Annotated in this window: 13 protein-coding genes and 1 pseudogene; 10 read left to right on the top strand and 4 right to left on the bottom strand. The window is 65.3% G+C overall.

Translation table 11 applies throughout. The annotated features are described in order from the left end of the window. Positions 1–159 precede the first annotated feature (159 nt). The 5 genes and pseudogenes from ABGB08_RS42470 (at position 160) to ABGB08_RS42450 (ending at position 5,028) form a co-directional block, all read left to right on the top strand. Positions 160–1,164: a LacI family DNA-binding transcriptional regulator gene (locus ABGB08_RS42470; protein WP_347602610.1), complete on the top strand. Its 1,005-nt coding sequence runs from the start codon at positions 160–162 to the stop codon at positions 1,162–1,164. Positions 1,165–1,385: 221 nt separating this feature from the next. Next, on the top strand, positions 1,386–1,610 hold the full coding sequence (locus tag ABGB08_RS42465) for a hypothetical protein (RefSeq protein WP_347602607.1): 225 nt from the start codon (positions 1,386–1,388) through the stop codon (positions 1,608–1,610). Between the two features lie 28 nt (positions 1,611–1,638). Continuing rightward, on the top strand, positions 1,639–3,453 hold the full coding sequence (locus ABGB08_RS42460; protein WP_347602604.1) for a glycosyl hydrolase family 28-related protein: 1,815 nt from the start codon (positions 1,639–1,641) through the stop codon (positions 3,451–3,453). A gap of 86 nt (positions 3,454–3,539) precedes the next feature. Continuing rightward, positions 3,540–4,431: pseudogene (locus ABGB08_RS42455) on the top strand (alpha-amylase family glycosyl hydrolase); the annotation flags it as partial. Then, a complete protein-coding gene (locus ABGB08_RS42450; protein WP_347602736.1) occupies positions 4,426–5,028 on the top strand; it encodes a Tn3 family transposase in 603 nt (200 codons plus the stop codon). The pseudogene ABGB08_RS42455 and the gene ABGB08_RS42450, both read left to right, overlap by 6 nt. Before the next feature lie 176 nt (positions 5,029–5,204). Here ABGB08_RS42450 and ABGB08_RS42445 read toward each other — a convergent pair whose 3' ends face one another. From ABGB08_RS42445 to ABGB08_RS42430, 4 genes are all read right to left on the bottom strand, one after another. Continuing rightward, entirely contained in the window at positions 5,205–7,529 is a 2,325-nt protein-coding gene (locus tag ABGB08_RS42445) for a hypothetical protein (protein ID WP_347602601.1), read from the bottom strand. 413 nt (positions 7,530–7,942) lie between these two features. Beyond that, a complete protein-coding gene (locus ABGB08_RS42440; protein WP_347602598.1) occupies positions 7,943–8,767 on the bottom strand; it encodes a hypothetical protein in 825 nt (274 codons plus the stop codon). A gap of 828 nt (positions 8,768–9,595) precedes the next feature. After that, positions 9,596–10,600 carry a hypothetical protein gene (locus ABGB08_RS42435; RefSeq protein ID WP_347602595.1) on the bottom strand — a complete coding sequence of 335 codons (1,005 nt, stop codon included), beginning with the start codon at positions 10,598–10,600 and terminating at the stop codon, positions 9,596–9,598. Beyond that, positions 10,597–11,217 (bottom strand): recombinase family protein, encoded by a 621-nt coding sequence (locus ABGB08_RS42430; protein WP_347602592.1) that lies wholly within the window; start codon positions 11,215–11,217, stop codon positions 10,597–10,599. Before ABGB08_RS42430 ends, ABGB08_RS42435 begins: the two co-directional genes overlap by 4 nt. Positions 11,218–11,397: 180 nt before the next feature. Between ABGB08_RS42430 and ABGB08_RS42425 the strand changes: the two genes are divergently transcribed. The 5 genes from ABGB08_RS42425 to ABGB08_RS42405 all read left to right on the top strand — a co-directional run bounded on the left by ABGB08_RS42425 (position 11,398) and on the right by ABGB08_RS42405 (position 16,798). Continuing rightward, the gene (locus ABGB08_RS42425; protein WP_347602589.1) at positions 11,398–12,897 is read left to right on the top strand and encodes a Mu transposase C-terminal domain-containing protein; all 1,500 of its coding nucleotides are present in this window, start codon (positions 11,398–11,400) and stop codon (positions 12,895–12,897) included. A 2-nt stretch (positions 12,898–12,899) separates the two neighbouring features. After that, entirely contained in the window at positions 12,900–13,817 is a 918-nt protein-coding gene (locus tag ABGB08_RS42420; protein WP_347602586.1) for an AAA family ATPase, read from the top strand. A 678-nt stretch (positions 13,818–14,495) separates the two neighbouring features. Further along, a complete protein-coding gene (locus tag ABGB08_RS42415) occupies positions 14,496–14,690 on the top strand; it encodes a hypothetical protein (protein ID WP_347602583.1) in 195 nt (64 codons plus the stop codon). A gap of 120 nt (positions 14,691–14,810) precedes the next feature. Continuing rightward, on the top strand, positions 14,811–15,725 hold the full coding sequence (locus tag ABGB08_RS42410) for a helix-turn-helix transcriptional regulator (protein ID WP_347602580.1): 915 nt from the start codon (positions 14,811–14,813) through the stop codon (positions 15,723–15,725). After that, entirely contained in the window at positions 15,722–16,798 is a 1,077-nt protein-coding gene (locus ABGB08_RS42405; RefSeq protein WP_347602577.1) for a hypothetical protein, read from the top strand. Before ABGB08_RS42410 ends, ABGB08_RS42405 begins: the two co-directional genes overlap by 4 nt. Positions 16,799–16,946 lie beyond the last annotated feature (148 nt).

Genomic DNA, 16,946 nt, shown 5'->3' with positions numbered 1-16,946 from the left:
TGCCCGCTCGGTGCGGAACCGAGGGTTTTCCCTGCCCCCTTCAGGAGGCTGGCCTCTGCTCGATCACTGCATCCAGCACCGAGCGCTCCCAGAAGCCCTGGTTGTCAGTTTTTTGCGTAGCTATGGATGAATTTTCATTCCATCTTGTACGCTGACAAGGTGACGAAGCGAATCATCGACGTGGCCAAGTTCGCAGGGGTCAGCACTGCGACCGTCAGCCGGGTGTTGAACGGCAGGCCGGGCACCGCCAAGGCGACCAGGGAGGCGGTTCTGACGGCACTCGACGTGCTGGGCTGGGAGCGGCCGTCGGGTCTGCGTCACGAGGGCGCCGCCCTGGTCGGCCTGGTGCTGCCCGACCTGCAGAATCCGATCTTCCCGGCGTTCGCCGAGGTTCTGACGTCGGCGCTGGTCAAGAAAGGTCTGTCGACCGTGTTGTGCACGCGGACGGCCGACGGGGTGTCGGAGGCGAACTACATCGAGATGTTGCTGGCGCACAATGTGGCGGGAATCGTCTTCGTCGGCGCGTCCTTCGCGGACGCGGGGCCCGAGCACTGCCGTACGTTGCGGGAAACCCGGTTGCCGATCGTGCTGGTCAACGCGGCCGACGAGAACCTCGGGGTGCCCCGGGTCTGCGTGGACGACGAGCTGGCCGTGGAGCAGTCCCTGGCCCACCTGGTCATGCTCGGGCACGAGCGCGTCGGACTGGTGGTCGGGCCGCGGGGTCATGTCCCTTCCGCACGCAAACTCGCAGCGTACGCGGCCTATTGGCAGCGCAGGGGAGAGGCGGACTGGCGTCGGCGGGTGGCTCACACGATCTTCTCGATGGAGGGCGGGAGCGTGGCGGCCACCCGGTTGCTGGCGGAAGGGGTCAGCGCGCTGGTCTGCGCCAGCGACGCGCTGGCCCTCGGCGCGATCCGGGCCGCGCGCCGCCAGGGCCTGGAGGTGCCGCGCGATCTGTCGGTGGTCGGCTTCGACGACTCGATGTACATGAACGTGACCGACCCGCCTCTGACGACGGTGCGCCAGCCCATCCAGGCGATGGGCACGGCGGCTATCGCGTCGCTGATGGCGCAGGTCGAAGGGCATGCGGTCTCCGGCGAGGAGATGCTGTTCGACCCCGAACTGATCGTGCGTGGCTCAACGAGCATGCCTGCCGTCAGATAGTCGAAGGCTTGCTCTGTTATGCAAGCATAACAGATCATTTTATCGATTTTTTGCATAAATCTCTGGACGCGCTTTGATCGCGGTTTTACCGTTCTGGCTACGTCCCCCCGTTCGAAATCTTCGGGCGACAGGGCGGCAACACGGACTTAACACCGTGCCGACACGGACCTCGGACGTCCCCTGGCCGGGCTTCGGCGCGCGTACATGAAGGGACGGCATCCATGAAGCGAGGTACGGCGCTCGGGGTGACACTGGTCACCGGCGTGGCCCTGCTCGGCACCGCATGCTCCAGCCAGACGAACCCCGGCAAGCCGACGGCCGCATCCGGCCCGGTGACCATCACGGTCAACGGCATGCCCCCGGCGACCGACGCGTTCAACCGGGCGAAGTTCGACCTCCAGCCCGAGCCCCAGCCCCACACCCGGGGGGCCGGCCTACGAGCTTGAGACCGGCTTCACCTCCGGCGGGGCGACCGTGGCCACGGCCACCACGGGTTACACCGGCAGCGGCTACGTCACCGGCCTCACCGCCGCCGGCGCGAGAGTGATCCGCACCGTCAACCTGCCGTCCGCCGCCACCGCCGCCGTCACCCTCCGCTACGCCAACGGAACCGGTGCCACCCAGCGGCTGAGCGTGTACGCCAACGGCGTCAAGTCCGGCCAGATCTCCCTGCCCCCCGGATCGGGATGGCTCACCCAGTCGCGGAACCTGGCACTGCGCGCCGGTCTGAACCTCGTCGGCTACCAGTTCGACGCCGGCGACACCGGCAACGTGGCCCTGGACAACGTCACCGTCGCCGGCGGCGCCGCCCTGGCCGAACGCGGCGCCACCGTCCCCTACACCGGGTACGAGGCAGAGAACGGCAGCACCAACGGCACCGTCCTCGGCCCCGACCGCACCTACCGCACGCTGGCGTCGGAGTCCTCGGGCCGGCGTGCCGTAAGGCTCGACAACGCGGGCAAGCACGTCCAGTTCACCCTGACCCGTCCGGCCAGCGGGATCGTGGTCCGCTACTCCATCCCCGACAACGCCGCAGGCACCGGCAGCACCGCTCCGCTGGCCGTCTACGCGGGCGGCGCCAAGATCAAGGACCTGCCCCTCACCTCCGCCTACAGCTGGGTGTACGGGAACTACCCGTTCCCCAACGATCCCGCGCTCGGCGGCGCGCACCGCTTCTTCGACGAGGTGCGCGCGACGCTGCCGACCCTCGCCGAGGGCACCGTCCTGCGGCTCCAGAACGAGACGTCGACCCCGATCACCGTCGACCTCGCCGACACCGAGGTCGTGCCGCCGGCGTTCGCCGCACCCGTCAACTCCGTGGACATCACCGCGTACGGCGCCACATCCGGATCCGGTGACGACACGGCGGCGATCAACGCGGCCGTCGCCGCGGCGAAATCGCAGGGCAGGAGCGTGTGGATCCCCGCGGGCACGTTCGACCTCACCTCGCGGGTCGAGGTGGCGGGAGTCACCATCCGGGGCGCCGGCATGTGGCACACCACCGTCCGCGGCAACAACGGCCGGGGCGGCTTCTACGCGGTCGGCGGCAACGTCCAGCTGGCCGACTTCACCTTCGCCGGCGACGTACGCTACCGGGACCCCGACGCCATCGTCACCACCGACGGCGTCAACCTCAACACCGCGTCCGAAGAGGCCAACCGCAACGACCCGCTCAGCAACACCCGCGTCGAACAGAGCGTGCTCCGCAACACCGGCGACGACGCGCTGGCCATGTGGTCGAAGAACGCCTCGGTGAGCAACTCCGCGTTCACCTTCAACACCGCCACCCTCCCGATGCTGGCCAACACCTCGGCCATCTACGGCGGCAACGGCAACCGTATCGAGGACAACCTCTTCTCCGACACGGTCTACACCGCCGCGGGCGTCACCGTCAGCACGTGGCACGGGGCCCTGCCCTTCAGTGGGACCACCGTGGTCCAGCGCAACACGCTGACCCGTACCGGGGGCTGGAACAACGACTGGAACAGCAGCCAGGGCGCCGTATGGATCTACGCCGAGGGACGCGACATCACCGCGCCCGTCCTGCTCAAGGACCTGACGGTCACCGACAGCACCTACCAGGGTCTGCTGCTGAGCTGGCAGAAGACCATCAGCAACCTGACCCTCGACCACGTGACGTTCAACGGTGCGGGCACCCACGGCATCGACCTCAACGCCGCGGGCAGCGCCACCTTCACCTACGTGACGGTGACCGGCGCGGCCTCGGGCGGACTCAACAACCCGTCCGGCTACACGATCATCCGTGGTCCCGGAAACAGCGGATTCTGACCCACCCGGTGGGGGTCCCAGCCTGGGACCCCCACCCCACCACGGGTCCCCGGCCGGGACCCTCACTCACCCCGAAAGCAGGTCCCGTGACCGTCGACAATCGCGACTGGTGGCGCACCGCCGCCATCTACCAGCTCTACCCCCGCAGCTTCGCCGACGGCAACGGCGACGGCGTCGGTGACCTGGCCGGTGTCCGCTCGCGCCTGGACTACCTGCGCAGGCTGGGAGTCAACGCGATCTGGTTCAACCCCTGGTACCTGTCGCCGATGGCCGACGCGGGCTACGACGTGACCGACTACCGCGAGATCGACCCCCTGTTCGGCACCCTCGCCGAGGCCGAGAAGCTCATCGAGGAGGCGCACGAGCGGGGCATCCGCATCATCGTCGACGTCGTGCCCAACCACTGCTCCAACGAGCACCAGTGGTTCCACGAGGCCCTGGCCGGCGGCCCGGCCCGCGACCTTTTCTGGTTCAGGCCCGGCCGGGGCGAGCACGGCGAACTCCCGCCCAACGACTGGGAGTCGATCTTCGGCGGCCCCGCCTGGACCCGCGTCACCGAGCCCGACGGCCTCCCCGGCCCTGGTACCTGCACCTGTTCGCCCCCCAGCAGCCCGACCTCAACTGGAACCACCCGAGGGTTCACGACGAGTTCGAGGACGTGCTCCGGTTCTGGTTCGACCGCGGCGTCGACGGCATCCGCGTCGACTCCGCCACAATGTGCGTCAAAGACCCCGCGCTACCCGACTTCGACCACGCGTCGCCGCCCGACCCGCACCCCTACGTCGACAGGGAAGACGTCCACGACATCTACCCCGCTGGCGGGCCGTCGCCGACTCCTACCCCACCCCCCGCGCCCTCATCGGCGAGGTATGGCTGGCCGACACCGCCAGGTTCGCCCGCTATCTCCGGTCCGACGAAATGCACGCCGCCTTCAACTTCGACTTCCTCGGCTGCCCTTGGGACGCCGCCGCGATACGCGCCTTCGCACGAGGCAAGATCGACCTGCGGAAGGTCCGCCGGAACTGGGAGGACATCCTGCGCGTGGTCGCCTCCATCTACACCGGCACGGTCCGCGCCTACGACGTGATCACCATGCTGCAGCGCGACGGCCACCCCACCGCGCTCGGGGAGGCGATCGCCGCCTACGGCCGGATCTTCAAGTCCCTGCACATCCTGGCCTACATTTACGTCGACGAGACCTACCGGCGCGACATCATGCACATCCGCAACCTGCAAGAAGGCCGCCATGACCTGGCCAGGAGGATCTGCCACGGCAAGAAGGGCGAGCTCCATCACCGCTATGAACGCGGCCTGGAGAACCAGCTCGGTGTCCTGGGACTTGTCTTGAATTGCGTTGTTCTGTGGACGACGGTGTACCTGGACGCCGCCGTTGCCCAGCTCAAGGCGCAGGGCTATCCGGTCCGCGAGCAGGACATGGCCCGGTTGTCGCCGTTCGTCCGCAAGCACCTGGGCGTGCACGGGACCTACAGTTTCCTTCTGCCGGATCTGGCTCCGGGCGCGATCCGCGACCTTCGTGACCCCGACGCGTCCCACGACGGGGACGACGAGGACTGACGCTGTGTGCTCCTTGACCTGCTCGATGGTGCCGTCCCCCGACGCCGAGGATGCGACGTCGGGGGCCTGACCGTCACAGGCTGCAGAAGCTGACGGGTTGCAGATCAGGACGCCCTGGTACACCGTGGACAGCAGCTTGAACAGCGTTGGGTCGTTCCGACAGGGCAGGAGCGTGACTAATTGTTTGGTACGACGATAAGACCATCGGCAGCCAGCAATCGAGTTGTGTCTCCGTTGACGAGCCGGATTGGACCAGGGCTGAGATCCAGCGCCTCACCGGTGATACGGACCCAACCTGAGCTGGCACTCTGATCGACGGTCACCGTCTGCTGGCCGGCACTCGTGGGCACCAGATAGCCGGCGCGGCCGTCTCGTCCGGCCAGGTTACCGTCGTTGGGCAGATGCACCCATACGTGATACTTCACCCCGCTCTGCGGGCTTAGGGTTGGCTGCCAGGCCATTTCCGCTGTCTGTTCCCAGGACGGCGCAGAGCGCAGGAACATGCCGCCCAGGCAGTTGTTGCAAGCGACCTCGTTCCAGGTACCTGTGCCGAGAGCCTTGTCGGCATCCTCGATTGCCGAATACACCAGCGTGTTGGCGAACATTGTTTCGTTGTCCTCATCGCCAGGGCCGCTGATAGCCCGCCCGTAGCGCCACGCTGACCAAAACTCGGCGAAGGTGTCGGGCTCGGCGCTGGCCACCACGGCCGCGATTGCCTGCAGTGGCTCAGCCAGACGATCACGAAGCCCGTGTTCGTCCTCCTCGTCGCCTGCGGCGTCGTAGATATCCCACAACGCCGCCATGATCCGGCCTTCTACCTCCGGGCCCGGCTGGCAGCGAGCGATATCCGCTTGTCCATTCGCCAGCAGTCCGCACTCTTCAACGTCGATTAAGCCTAGAGCGCGATAGGTGATCGGGGGGCTCAGGTTTCCGGGTCCGTTGACCGCCGCAGCCGCGAGGAACTCGGCCAGACCTTCCGTCCACGCGCACCAGACGTCACTGGGATCGGGGGTCCTGTGCCCCTGGCAGCCCGTGTTGGGGATGTCGGGGAAGCTGGCCGCCAGGTGGTGATGATAGCTGTGCGCCACCTCGTGTTCGACGCTGTCGAAGGGAGCGTCGACGTGGCTGAGTAACACTGTCCTCGAGGCGGCGTCGTAGCGGGAACCGTCCTGGTTTGTCAGCCTGATCGCCACATTGCCTGGTCGCAGACCGTCCGGCAGGCTGGCGGTAACGTCCTTGACGTTGTAGGCACCTCGATAGGCGTGACCTCCGGGATTGTCGATGTTGTAGGTGATGGGATCGCTCGGATCCTGGAAGAAGCGGCCGATGGGGATGGCATCCAACTCGGCTACTGCGTTGTCGAGCCCCTTGACGATGACGGAGCCGTCTTCGCTCTCGCCATAGACCCGCAATTCGATGTCGGAGTCCTCGCATGCATGCGAGCGCAGGAACATTAGAGGCGGGTCGCTGGGCCGACAGCCGAACCACGTGCTGCCGTCAGCCAGCTGGTGGTCCTGAGGGTAGTTGAAGTCCAGCGACAGATCCCCATTCCCGTTCGTATGGGCAATCACCGCATCTCCCGTGTTCCCGGCCTTCTTCCGCACCGGCTGCCACTCGGGCAGCGCGTCGGGGTCCTCCCCATCCGGTGGACCGAGATAGAACAGGGCCACCTTGGCGTGCTTGATCGGCCGAGAGGACTCACCGGGCACTGCGGCGTTCGACGTACGCAGCTTGGCCTCCAGTCTGACGCGCGGCCCCGGCCAGTCGCCCGGTGGCAGCGAAGCGCAATCGAGTCCACCCCCGCCGGTGTGTGTGACCAGCTCCCCGGGGTCATGCGGCGGCGCCTGTCGCGGATAACCGTCCGGGCCCGGGGTCAGAATCTTGGTGCCGATCGGCACTTCGGTGTTCTGGGGAATGCACATAGGCTGAGAGCTTGTGCCCGAGTAGCCGCCTGTGCCGTAGTAGCCGAGGCTGACCGAGGTAACGGATGGCGACCCAGGAGCGGGGCACCATCGGGCGACCCAGGGCTGCGTCGCAGCAATGGTCTTAGGGTAAAACTGTAAGTTATAGCCATTCCATGGTGGCGTCCCGCATGGCCCCACGGTGACGGAGTCACCCTCCTGTGTCGATTTGTAGCCGATGCTCTTGCCGGCCAGCACCACCTGGGAGCCGAGCTGCTTGGTCAGCAGGGTTCCGGTCATGGCGTAGAGCCGGTACTCCGTGGTGGTGGCGGGATTCTTGACCACGTTGCCGTTCGCGCCGACACCGCCGTTCTCGCCGACGCCGCCGAGCAGGACGACGGCCACGCCGGGGCATCCAGGCGTGACGTTCCACGACAGCGTGGTGCCGCCGAACGGGCTGCCGGTGGCGGTGAACGTGTTGACCTTGGTGGTGGCCAGGCAGGAGGCCGAGTCCGCTGACGCGGTGCCGGTCTGCCAGCCCGTCATGCCTATCGCCAGTGTGGCCGCTCCGGCCAGCAGACGCTTGAAATCGATCTTCATGGGGAACTCCGGTCTCTGTGAGTACTTGCAACGGGCGGTACTCGCCGGGGCCGGAACGCGGTTCCGTTATGTGATGAACTACGCGTTCGGGAGCGCGGCCGAGAGCTTGGGTACCCATGGGCGGTCCTCATCGACGCTGCCGCAGTAAATACCGGATTTACTGCGGCAGCCGCTGGCCCGTGCCATCCTGACTGTGACCTTCAGCATTAAATGGCCGAGGTTCTTCGGTGCTTTCAGGCCGCTGGGTCGCCGGACTGCACATCGAATGGGTGATCTTAGCGTCAGGTTTCGTCGGGAAGAGCCCGTACCGCGCGGCAATCCAGATACCCCTGTCACGGACCACATGTACTGGCTCGCATTGAGGATAACGATCTTGTCGAGCCGGCTCGACAAGAAACGACAGCTGTCCCGGGTTAGCCTTTCGGGCTGACCAACGAGCCAGCCAATGCAAGAAGGATGATCGCGGCCGCTGTGGCGATCAGCGTCGCGGAGAACCGTCCAATCTTGCCGACGCGCTCACGCCCCGGAAGGAAGGCGGCCAAGAGACCAGCCACGAGGCCGGCCGCCCCCACCGGTAGAAGAACGACAGCGTTCGACAGGTTGAGCGGAAGCACCGCGTCCGCACCGTAAAGCGCGATGATCAGCGCTGGTACGCCGATCAGTACACCACCAACGGTTGCGACCAGGGTGAATGTCTCCTGCGCCTGCGCGTCCCTGGCCACGGACACACTGGCGGCGGCATCTAGCAGCTGGTGCAACAGCGTTGTCTCCTCGGCCAATAGCTGATCCATCGCCTTGCACTGGCGAACTCCGGCGTCGAGGATCGCAAACCAAGGTCGGCGGCGGGCCCGCCATGCCCCGGCGCGGCGCGGCAGTGTCGGATCCTGAAGCCGCCGCTGTGCGTGGTAGGCCGCGGGATCGCTGCGCCAACTGCTTAGACCGTTACGCCATGCTTCTGTAGCTTCGTCGCGGGCACGGCTGATGGCCAAGGTGAGTTCGACGACGTCGGCGAGGATGACCTCTAGTTCCTGGGTCCGCAACCGGCGCAAATTTGCACCGATCACACGTTCGACTTCGTAGCGAAGTGCACGCACGGTGTACACCTCGTTGCGAGACGACTCAGCGATCGCCTTGGCGATCACCGTCGCGCGGCCCTCCCCGTCGGCCGGAATCGCGTGCGGGTTGTTGCGAAACCATAGGACCAGCAGGTCTCGCAGTCGGTCGAACTCGGGAATCATCTGCCAGTTATGGTCTGTGGTGCTGGGCGGTCGGCCTGCGCTAGGACCTGGGCGACGACGTCGCGGGCGCGGTGTGTCGGCAATGTGCGACGCCAGCCACAATCCCTGGGCTAGCACGCGGACAACAGGGGCGCGATGCGGATCTACGGTCACCTGGCAGTGGCCGACCACCACGAGTTGGCCCGCACCGGTATCGAGGATCGCCAGAATTGGTGCGGTCCGGAACGCCGTACCTGGAGGTATCGGTGCGGATATCGCCGAACCGGTTTGCGCGTCGTCGGGCGAGACGACATCCAAGTGGACGGCTACCCCCGCCTGGTGTCCGAATGGATCGCTACTGTCGGCTCCACAGAGGATCCTCACCAGACCCGCTTCGTCCACAGTCACTTCAAGCTCCTGACGGCTCTCGGGGCTTGCGATCTATGTCGGTGGATTTTCTGACAGACCTGGTCGCGAGGAGAGCTTGCCTGCTCGGTGTAGTCCTCGAGCAGGAACGCGAACATCAACCTGGTGGGAACTCTTTCATAGCATTGGCCGAATCGGCCTCGTAACCCAGCACGGTCCGCTTGGTCAGCTCATCCATCCCCAGCCCTGGATGCTCCATACCCTATAGATCCACTTAATGCGGATTGACATTACACGAGGCCCATTAAGGGGAATCCGCAATTGCGGTTGGTGACCACCCGTTAAACGGAATCCAGTCGTTGGTATGTGTGTGGCGACCTCGCAGTGTGGCCGGATCTGGGCTGATGCCCCCTAGACGATCTGTTGTCGCGGCCCTTCGAAAGTAGACATGATGCGTCGAAAAAGGCAGCCTGTGATAAGGGTTTACCCGAACCGTCGGGCGCGTTGGTCGAGATAATCGGCGATGTGAGCCCACCAGGGATGACGAGCGGGCGGAGAACGGGCCAGATAGACGCCTAGCCGCTCACTGACTTCCCGCGTGAAGTCGCTGGAGGCCATGTTGGCTTGAGGGAGTGCAGGCAGGCGGACCGTGAGCGGATTCGCCAACAGCAGGTTGCGGGCCATGCGGCGCGTCTTGAGCGAAAGGGCCTTGGACTCAGGGGATAACAGCGCTGCCCATTGATCCTCCTTCGTATGAGGAGGTCTGTCGAGGTAGGAGGACAGGGCCGAGGTGAGGATGGCGTCGTTGCGGGCGAGCAAAGAGTCCTGTAATCGCATGAGGCTGTAGAAGCGGTGCGACTCCTCCAAGTAGGACTCGAGAACGGAAATCTGACCGCGGGGAGTATCGATGGGCGGGTCCCAGTCGGGATCATCCTCTGGCAGGTCCGGGCACCAGAAGGGGTTGCGCTCGTTGTCGTAGTCCTCCTCCTCTTCGCCGGAGGCGTTGAGCCTGAGTTGGTGAGCGTCTCGGAAGTCAGCGGTGACGTCACGACCGGGCCGGGCGATCAGGTGGGTTGATCCGTCGCTACGGTCGCGGTCGCGATTCCAGGCCTGGTCGAGGGACACGTACAGGTACTTGACCTGGCGGTCGTCGCGGTAGAGAACACTGCGTCGGCGGGGCTGGGCGAGGCTCGCGTCGGCGTTGCCCAGGACGTCCAGGAGGTACTTGGCTGTTTGGTGGATGCTGGGTGGATTCTTGCGTGCCGCGACGGCGTGCAGGTCAAGTGCGATGGGCCCGGTGTAGGGATGGCGGCGATAGGCGATCATCTGGCCGATGAGTTGTTTTTGGATTGCGGCGGCGGATCGTGCGCCGAGTCGGCCTTTGCGCAGGGGTTCCCCATCGACCTTGAGCAGCAGGGTCCGGTTCCAGCGGCTTCGGCGCTGAAGGACCGCCCACAGATCATCCGGCACATCCCATAAATCGCTCACGATGCGCCGCCGGGTGCGGATACCTCATCGGCGAGGTAGCGGTGCAGGGAGGTCTTGGGGATTCCCGTCTTGGTGCTGATCTCGCCGAGGGAGCGTCCTTGTGCCTTGAGCAGGCGTGCGTATTCGATCTTGTCGGCCGGGTGGGCGATGGGGCGGCCGACGCGCCGGTCGTGGGCTTCGGCGACGGCGCGGGCGTGGGCGGCGCGTTCGGCGGTGAAGGTGCGTTCCATCTCGGCGAACAGCGCCAGCAGCAGGAAGGCGATGCGGCCCATCCCGTCGTCGGTGGTGTTGATCGGCAGTGGGTCGGCCAGGGAGCGGACTCCGATGCCGCGTTCGGAGAGGTCGTGGACGAGGTTGAGGACCTCGCGCAGGTTGCGGCCGATCCGGTCCAGGGTGTGCACGACGATGGTGTCGCTGGCGCGGGCGTAGCCGAGCAGGGCGGTCAAGCCGTCGCGGTCGATGCTGGTGCCGGTCTTCTTGTCGGTGTAGATCCGATCGAGCGGGATGCCGGTCGCGGTCAGCGCGTCGAGCTGGCGCTCCAGGGACTGTTTGGTGGTGGAAACGCGGGCGTAGCCGAGTTCCAGCCCTCGCGTGGGGTGATCATGATCGGATACCATGCCGGAATCGTACCGGAAGTCAACTCCGTACTCCCATTACGGAACATTACTTCCGGAACGACTTGTGGAACGAAATCCGGTGTCGTCGCCCGGGTCTGGCGAGGGTCGGGAGTGGGTGTTCCACTTCCAAGGTTGTGGAACAGCCTGCGAACGATCGCCGACCGGGGTGATTCTGAGGGAATGAGCTCATCCGCGGCCGGACGACCGGATGATCCGGTTGCCGCACTCGCCGAGCTGACCGAAGCGCAGCGGCAGCAGGCCATGCGCCGCTGGCGGCTTCTTCGCCCCCATCTGGAAGACGGGGTTGCGATCACCCGGCTCGCCGCCGCCACCGATGCCTCGCCGCGGACCTTGCACCGGTGGCTGACCGCATACCGGAACGACGGGCTCGCGGGCCTGGCCCGCCGCCCGCGCGCGGACAAGGGCAGGCGGCACTTCCCCGCTGACTTGCGGCTGCTGATCGAAGGGCTGGCGCTACGCGAGCCACGGGCGAGCATCGCTACCGTTGCCCGCCAGGCCGCCGCGGTCGCCCGGGATCAGGGGTGGCCGATCCCGTCCTACGCCACCGTCTACGACATCGTCCGCCGGATCGACCCGGCCATGGCCACCCTGGCGCTGGACGGGGAAAAGCGCTACCGGGATGTCTTCGACCTGGTGCACCGCCGCCAGGCCGAGCGGCCCAACCAGATCTGGCAGGCCGACCACACCCAGCTGGACCTGTGGGTGATCACCCCCGCCGGCAGACCGGCCAGGCCCTGGCTGACCGTGATCCAGGACGACCACTCCCGGGCGATCGCCGGGTACGCGGTCAACCTCGGCGCCCCCACAGCGTTGACGACCGCGCTGACGCTGCGGCAGGCGATCTGGCGCAAGAGCGATCCCGGCTGGCACGTGTGCGGCATCCCCGAGATCTTCCACGTCGACCACGGCAGCGACTTCACCTCCCTGCACCTGGAGCAAGTGATGGCCGACCTGCGCATCCGACCCGTCTTCTCCCTTCCCGGCCGGCCACGCGGCCGGGGGAAGGTGGAGCGGATCTTCGGCACCGTCAACCAGATGTGCCTGTCCCAGCTGCCCGGATACGCTCCGCGCGGCACCCGCGACCGGGCCGGGCGCGCCCAGCTCACCCTGGCCGAACTCGATACCGCCATCGGCACCTTCATCCGCACGATCTACAACCACTCCCCGCACGGCGAGACCGGCGTCCCTCCGCAGCAGCGCTGGGAATCCGCCTCGTTCATCCCCCGGATGCCGGACTCCCTGGAGCAGCTGGACCTGCTGCTGCTCACCATCGCCAAACCCCGCAAGATCCACCCCGACGGGATCCACTTCCAGGGCCTGCGCTACCTGGACCCGATCCTGGCCGCCTACGTCGGCGACAGCGTCGTCATCCGCTACGACCCGCGCGACATGGCCGAGATCCGCATTTTCCACACCGGCCACTTCCTGTGCCGGGCGATCTGCCCCGACCTGGCCAACCACACCATCAGCTTGAAAGACATCACCGCCGCCCGCAACGCCCGCCGCCGCGACCTGCGTGCCCAACTCCGTGACCGCGCCAGCGTGGTCGACCGCCTGATCGAGGCCCACCAGGTGCCCGACCCCATGCCGCTCCCGCCGCCAGCCGCCCCTGCCGAGGCGCCGCCGGTGCGGCGGCTCAAGCGTTACCGAGAGGAGTAGCCATGCCTCCCGGCCCTGGCCCGTCCGATCCGGCCCAGCCTGAACTCGGCGATGTCCATCCGCTGGCCAGCGTGGTCGAGCGCGCATTCCCGGCCGTCGAACTGTCCGGGCCGCAGGTCCCCTTGGACGATGTCTCCTTCATCGTCACCAAGGAACATCGCCGGTTCATCGAATTCGCCGACGCGGTTCGCCGTGACCACTACATCGGCCTCTGCCATGGCCCGCCCGGGGTGGGTAAGACCCTGTCGGCGCGCCGCTACGCCTGCTGGCAGGAGGTGGCACCGCTGCTGCGCGCCTCCTCCCGCAACTTCACCCTCGGCAAGGACCGCGACGACTGGCACACCCTGCTGTACACCCCGACCGTCAGCGCCACCCCCCGCATGATCGACAAAGAGCTCACCCACATGGGCTGGGACTTCGCCACCCTGCGCGCCCCCGACCCCTACGACCGGCGCACCTTCACCGACCCGCACGGCCTGCCTGCCTTCGTCGAACTGCTCATCGTCGACGAAGTCGACCGGCTCAAAACCACAGCCCTGGAACAACTGCGCGACCACTACGACCGCAGCCGATTCGGCATGATCCTCATCGGCATGCCCGGCATCGAGAAACGCCTGGCCCGCTACCCCCAGCTCTACAGCCGGATCGGCTTCGTCCACCAATACCGGCCGCTGTCACCTGAGGAGCTCACCTTCGTCCTGCGCCACCACTGGCACACCATCGGGCTCACCCTGGCCGCCGATGACTTCACCGACGCCGAGGCCCTGGCCGCGGTCCACCGGATCACGATGGGCAACTTCCGCCTCGTGCAACGCCTGTTCTCCCAGATCACCCGCATCCTGGAGATCAACGGACTCCGGACCATCACCAAAGAAGTCGTCGAGACCGCCCGCGAGTCCCTCGTGATCGGCACGCTGTAACGTCCGGAATCCCTTCGATTCATCGACAGGGTCAGCTGAGGCGCGTCCGCGTCACTCTTCCATCCGAGCCAGCCTGAAGAGAAGGTCCACCGACCACCCGGCGGTCTTCCCAGTCACCGGAGTTGAGGGTTGGACGTGCGGGGGTTTCCCGCGGCAACAGGAAACCCCGCACTACGTGTCCGCCCGAGCCAACAGGGGACGCGATCGAGATTCGCCCAAGGCGCGATCCGAGATCGACGCGGTGGGCTTCCTCCTGCAGGAAACAGACAGGAGGGGTTGTCCGGCAAGGCGTCAAGAGCTTCCCGGACGCATCACCCTTAGCGATGCGCTTTCAACACGCATCCAACCTGCACATATGCACCAAGGTGATCGTTTAGCGGATTGTTCTTCTCGGGATCCGGCCAGTTGTTCACGCTGATCATCATTCCGGCTCGGGATCCGCGAACAATCGTACGGTCCGGATGGCACCGCTCATCTGCAAGCGTGCTACTTGTTCGCAAACAACCTCAGTACTGGAAGGCTCTTCCACCGGCCAGAGTCGCCGGTCATGATGAGCGACGAGAAGTAGGGCAAAGGTTTCAGCGGTGGCGGCAACCACTCCTGAACCCACTCTGAGTCCTATCAAGTCAACAGTCCACATCAGCCCGAGCCAATGCTTTCCAGGAGGGACGCCTCATTATGAATCTCCCCGATGCGCCACGCGGCGGCACACGCCTGCTCCTATCCGCCTATCGCGCTCTGGTCGCCATCGTCGTGCTCATTGTTGTGCTCGTCTTAGTGGTCCAGGGGAACGATCCGGCGACCGCGACCGCGATCGCCGCTGCTGCGGGCCTTGCGGCTGCCAAGGTCGCTCACCGAATGGTCACCATCTAGGAAAGGCGTGGTGGCGGCTGAAGACCGCCACCACGCCCTTTCCCGTTGACCGTGTCCTTCATTCCGGCAGGAGCAGGCGTGGGCCGACCCGAAAAGCCTCTCGATCCAGACGCTGGCCCAGTGGCGGCGTTCGCCTGCGCTTTGCGGGACCTTCGTCGCTGGGCTGGCGCTCCGAGCTACCGGGAGATGGCGCAAAAGGCACATTTCTCGGTTACGGCGCTGTCGCAGGCTGCGGCCGGTGGACGGCTTCCTTCCTGGGAGGTCACCGCTGCTTACGTCATCGCATGTGGCGGTGATGAACAGGAGTGGCGTTGGCGGTGGGAGGCGGCTGCCACCCCGATCATTGGTACCGGCCAGCCCGGCATCGCCCATTCGGCGGCCGTGGCCGGGACTCGAGTCAGCGACGTCATGCCTGCGACCAGGCCGGCAGGCCAAAATGTTGAGATCACCCGTCCTGATCCAATGGCAGCCCAATCGCTCCCCGAACTCACAGCCATGCTTGAGCAGCTTCGCCGTATGTCGGGTCTAAGTCTTCGTCAGCTGGAAGAGCGTTCGCTGGATACTCCAGGTATGGCTGGTCAACCAACCGTGCTGTCGAGATCCACGGTTTCCGATCTTCTCCGGGGTGTCCGAGAACCACGTTGGAATGAGGTGCTGCGAATCGCTGAGTTGTGCGGCAGTTATCGCCATGAGCTTGCTTCCTGGTTGATCGCTTATCAGAGACTGACCTCTTCCGACACCCAACTCGGGCTGGCCCTCAGAGAAGGCCGCTCTTTGATAAGCGAAACGGCCGCAGCCGAGGAGACCGCCCGTAGGCGGTTCCGCGCTCTGCAGGCCGCTCAGCAATCGGCCGAGCTCGACGGTACCTCCACCCCAGATCATCGCTCCCCACATGATGGTGACTCGAAAGGGTTACCTCGCCTATCGGCTTGGCGCGGGGAACGCTGGTTCACCGTACGCGTTCGGCGATTCGTATTAATCGCTCTACTCTCCGCTCTTTTGTTAATCGCTTTCGTGGTTGGGATATTTCTGTGAGCAACTCCTTCTCCGGCACCGTGCGCTGTCCTATCTGTCTTGAGCAGATCAACTGGAGGCAGGCCAAAGAAGCGGGCCTGTTCGTGTTTGACGAAGATTCACGCAGGTACGAGCCGCTGGAGCGTCGCCGTGGTGAGTCAGAGCAGAGTTGGCTCCATCGAACCGCGAATGCATGGATTCGATGCACGAACAGCGACTTCTACCGGCATTTCCTGCCCGTCCTCTACGGCGCCTACGGTGAACCCATCATCATCGTGGCTGTGGGGACCTCCAACAGCGGGAAGACCCACCTGCTAACCATGCTCGCTGCCGAACTTGAGCGAGGCACCATCCTGGCCGGGAAACTGAGCTTCCAACCACTCGACCCTACGCTCGGCCAGATATTCCGAACAAATTATGTGAGGCCTCTGATAGAAGAGCGCCAACGATTGCCCTACACGGGTCCCACGGATGATGTCTTCTTCATGCATGCCTGGCGAGGATACAACCATCAAACTGGGCGACCGTTTGTGCTGGCATTCTTCGACTTCTCAGGAGAAGTACTCCATAGAGACAACCCGCCCCTCACTCTCAATGCTGCTAGCGCGTTGATATTTCTCGCGGACCCCGAATTGATACCCGGATTCGGTAAGCGCCGGTCAGGTTCCCCCCTCGGAGACCCGACCTTCAGCAACATCTGTGCGAGGCTCAAGATTTCCCACGAGAACGAGCGCTTCATCCCCCTACCCATCGCGACAGTGATCAGCAAGTCGGACCTCCTGCAGTATCAAATGCCTGAGGTGGCACGCTGGCTGCTCCGCGATGACGACACTGACCTGAGCACAGTTGAACAGGAAAGTGAAGACGTATACGCGTTCCTCGCCATCAAGGGAGGCTCGCCATGGCTGATGCCGACCCATGAATTCGTCAGCAGCACACTACACTTCGTCTCCGCCACTGGTACGAGCGCCAAGGATGGGTATTTCCCTGAGCGCCAGTTCGGGCCGCGACGCGTCCTACGCCCCCTGCTATCGCTGCTTGCTAGAACCGGCGTTCTCAAACCCGGCCAGCTACAGGACAACAGAAGTGAGTAACTCCGAACAGCGACAGATAGCGGTAAACATTCACGCCAGTGACTCTGGGTGTTCGTGAGCCTCGTGTGGCGAGCAAGGTTCATGGGTTGCCGGGCGACACGCCGAGCCGGGTGCGTGCTTTGTCCCTGATGAGGTGATCCGCTTGGTG

This window comes from Acrocarpospora sp. B8E8 (assembly GCF_039871605.1).
Lineage (GTDB): Bacteria > Actinomycetota > Actinomycetes > Streptosporangiales > Streptosporangiaceae > Acrocarpospora > Acrocarpospora macrocephala.
This window is presented reverse-complemented; position numbering and strand designations above follow the sequence as displayed.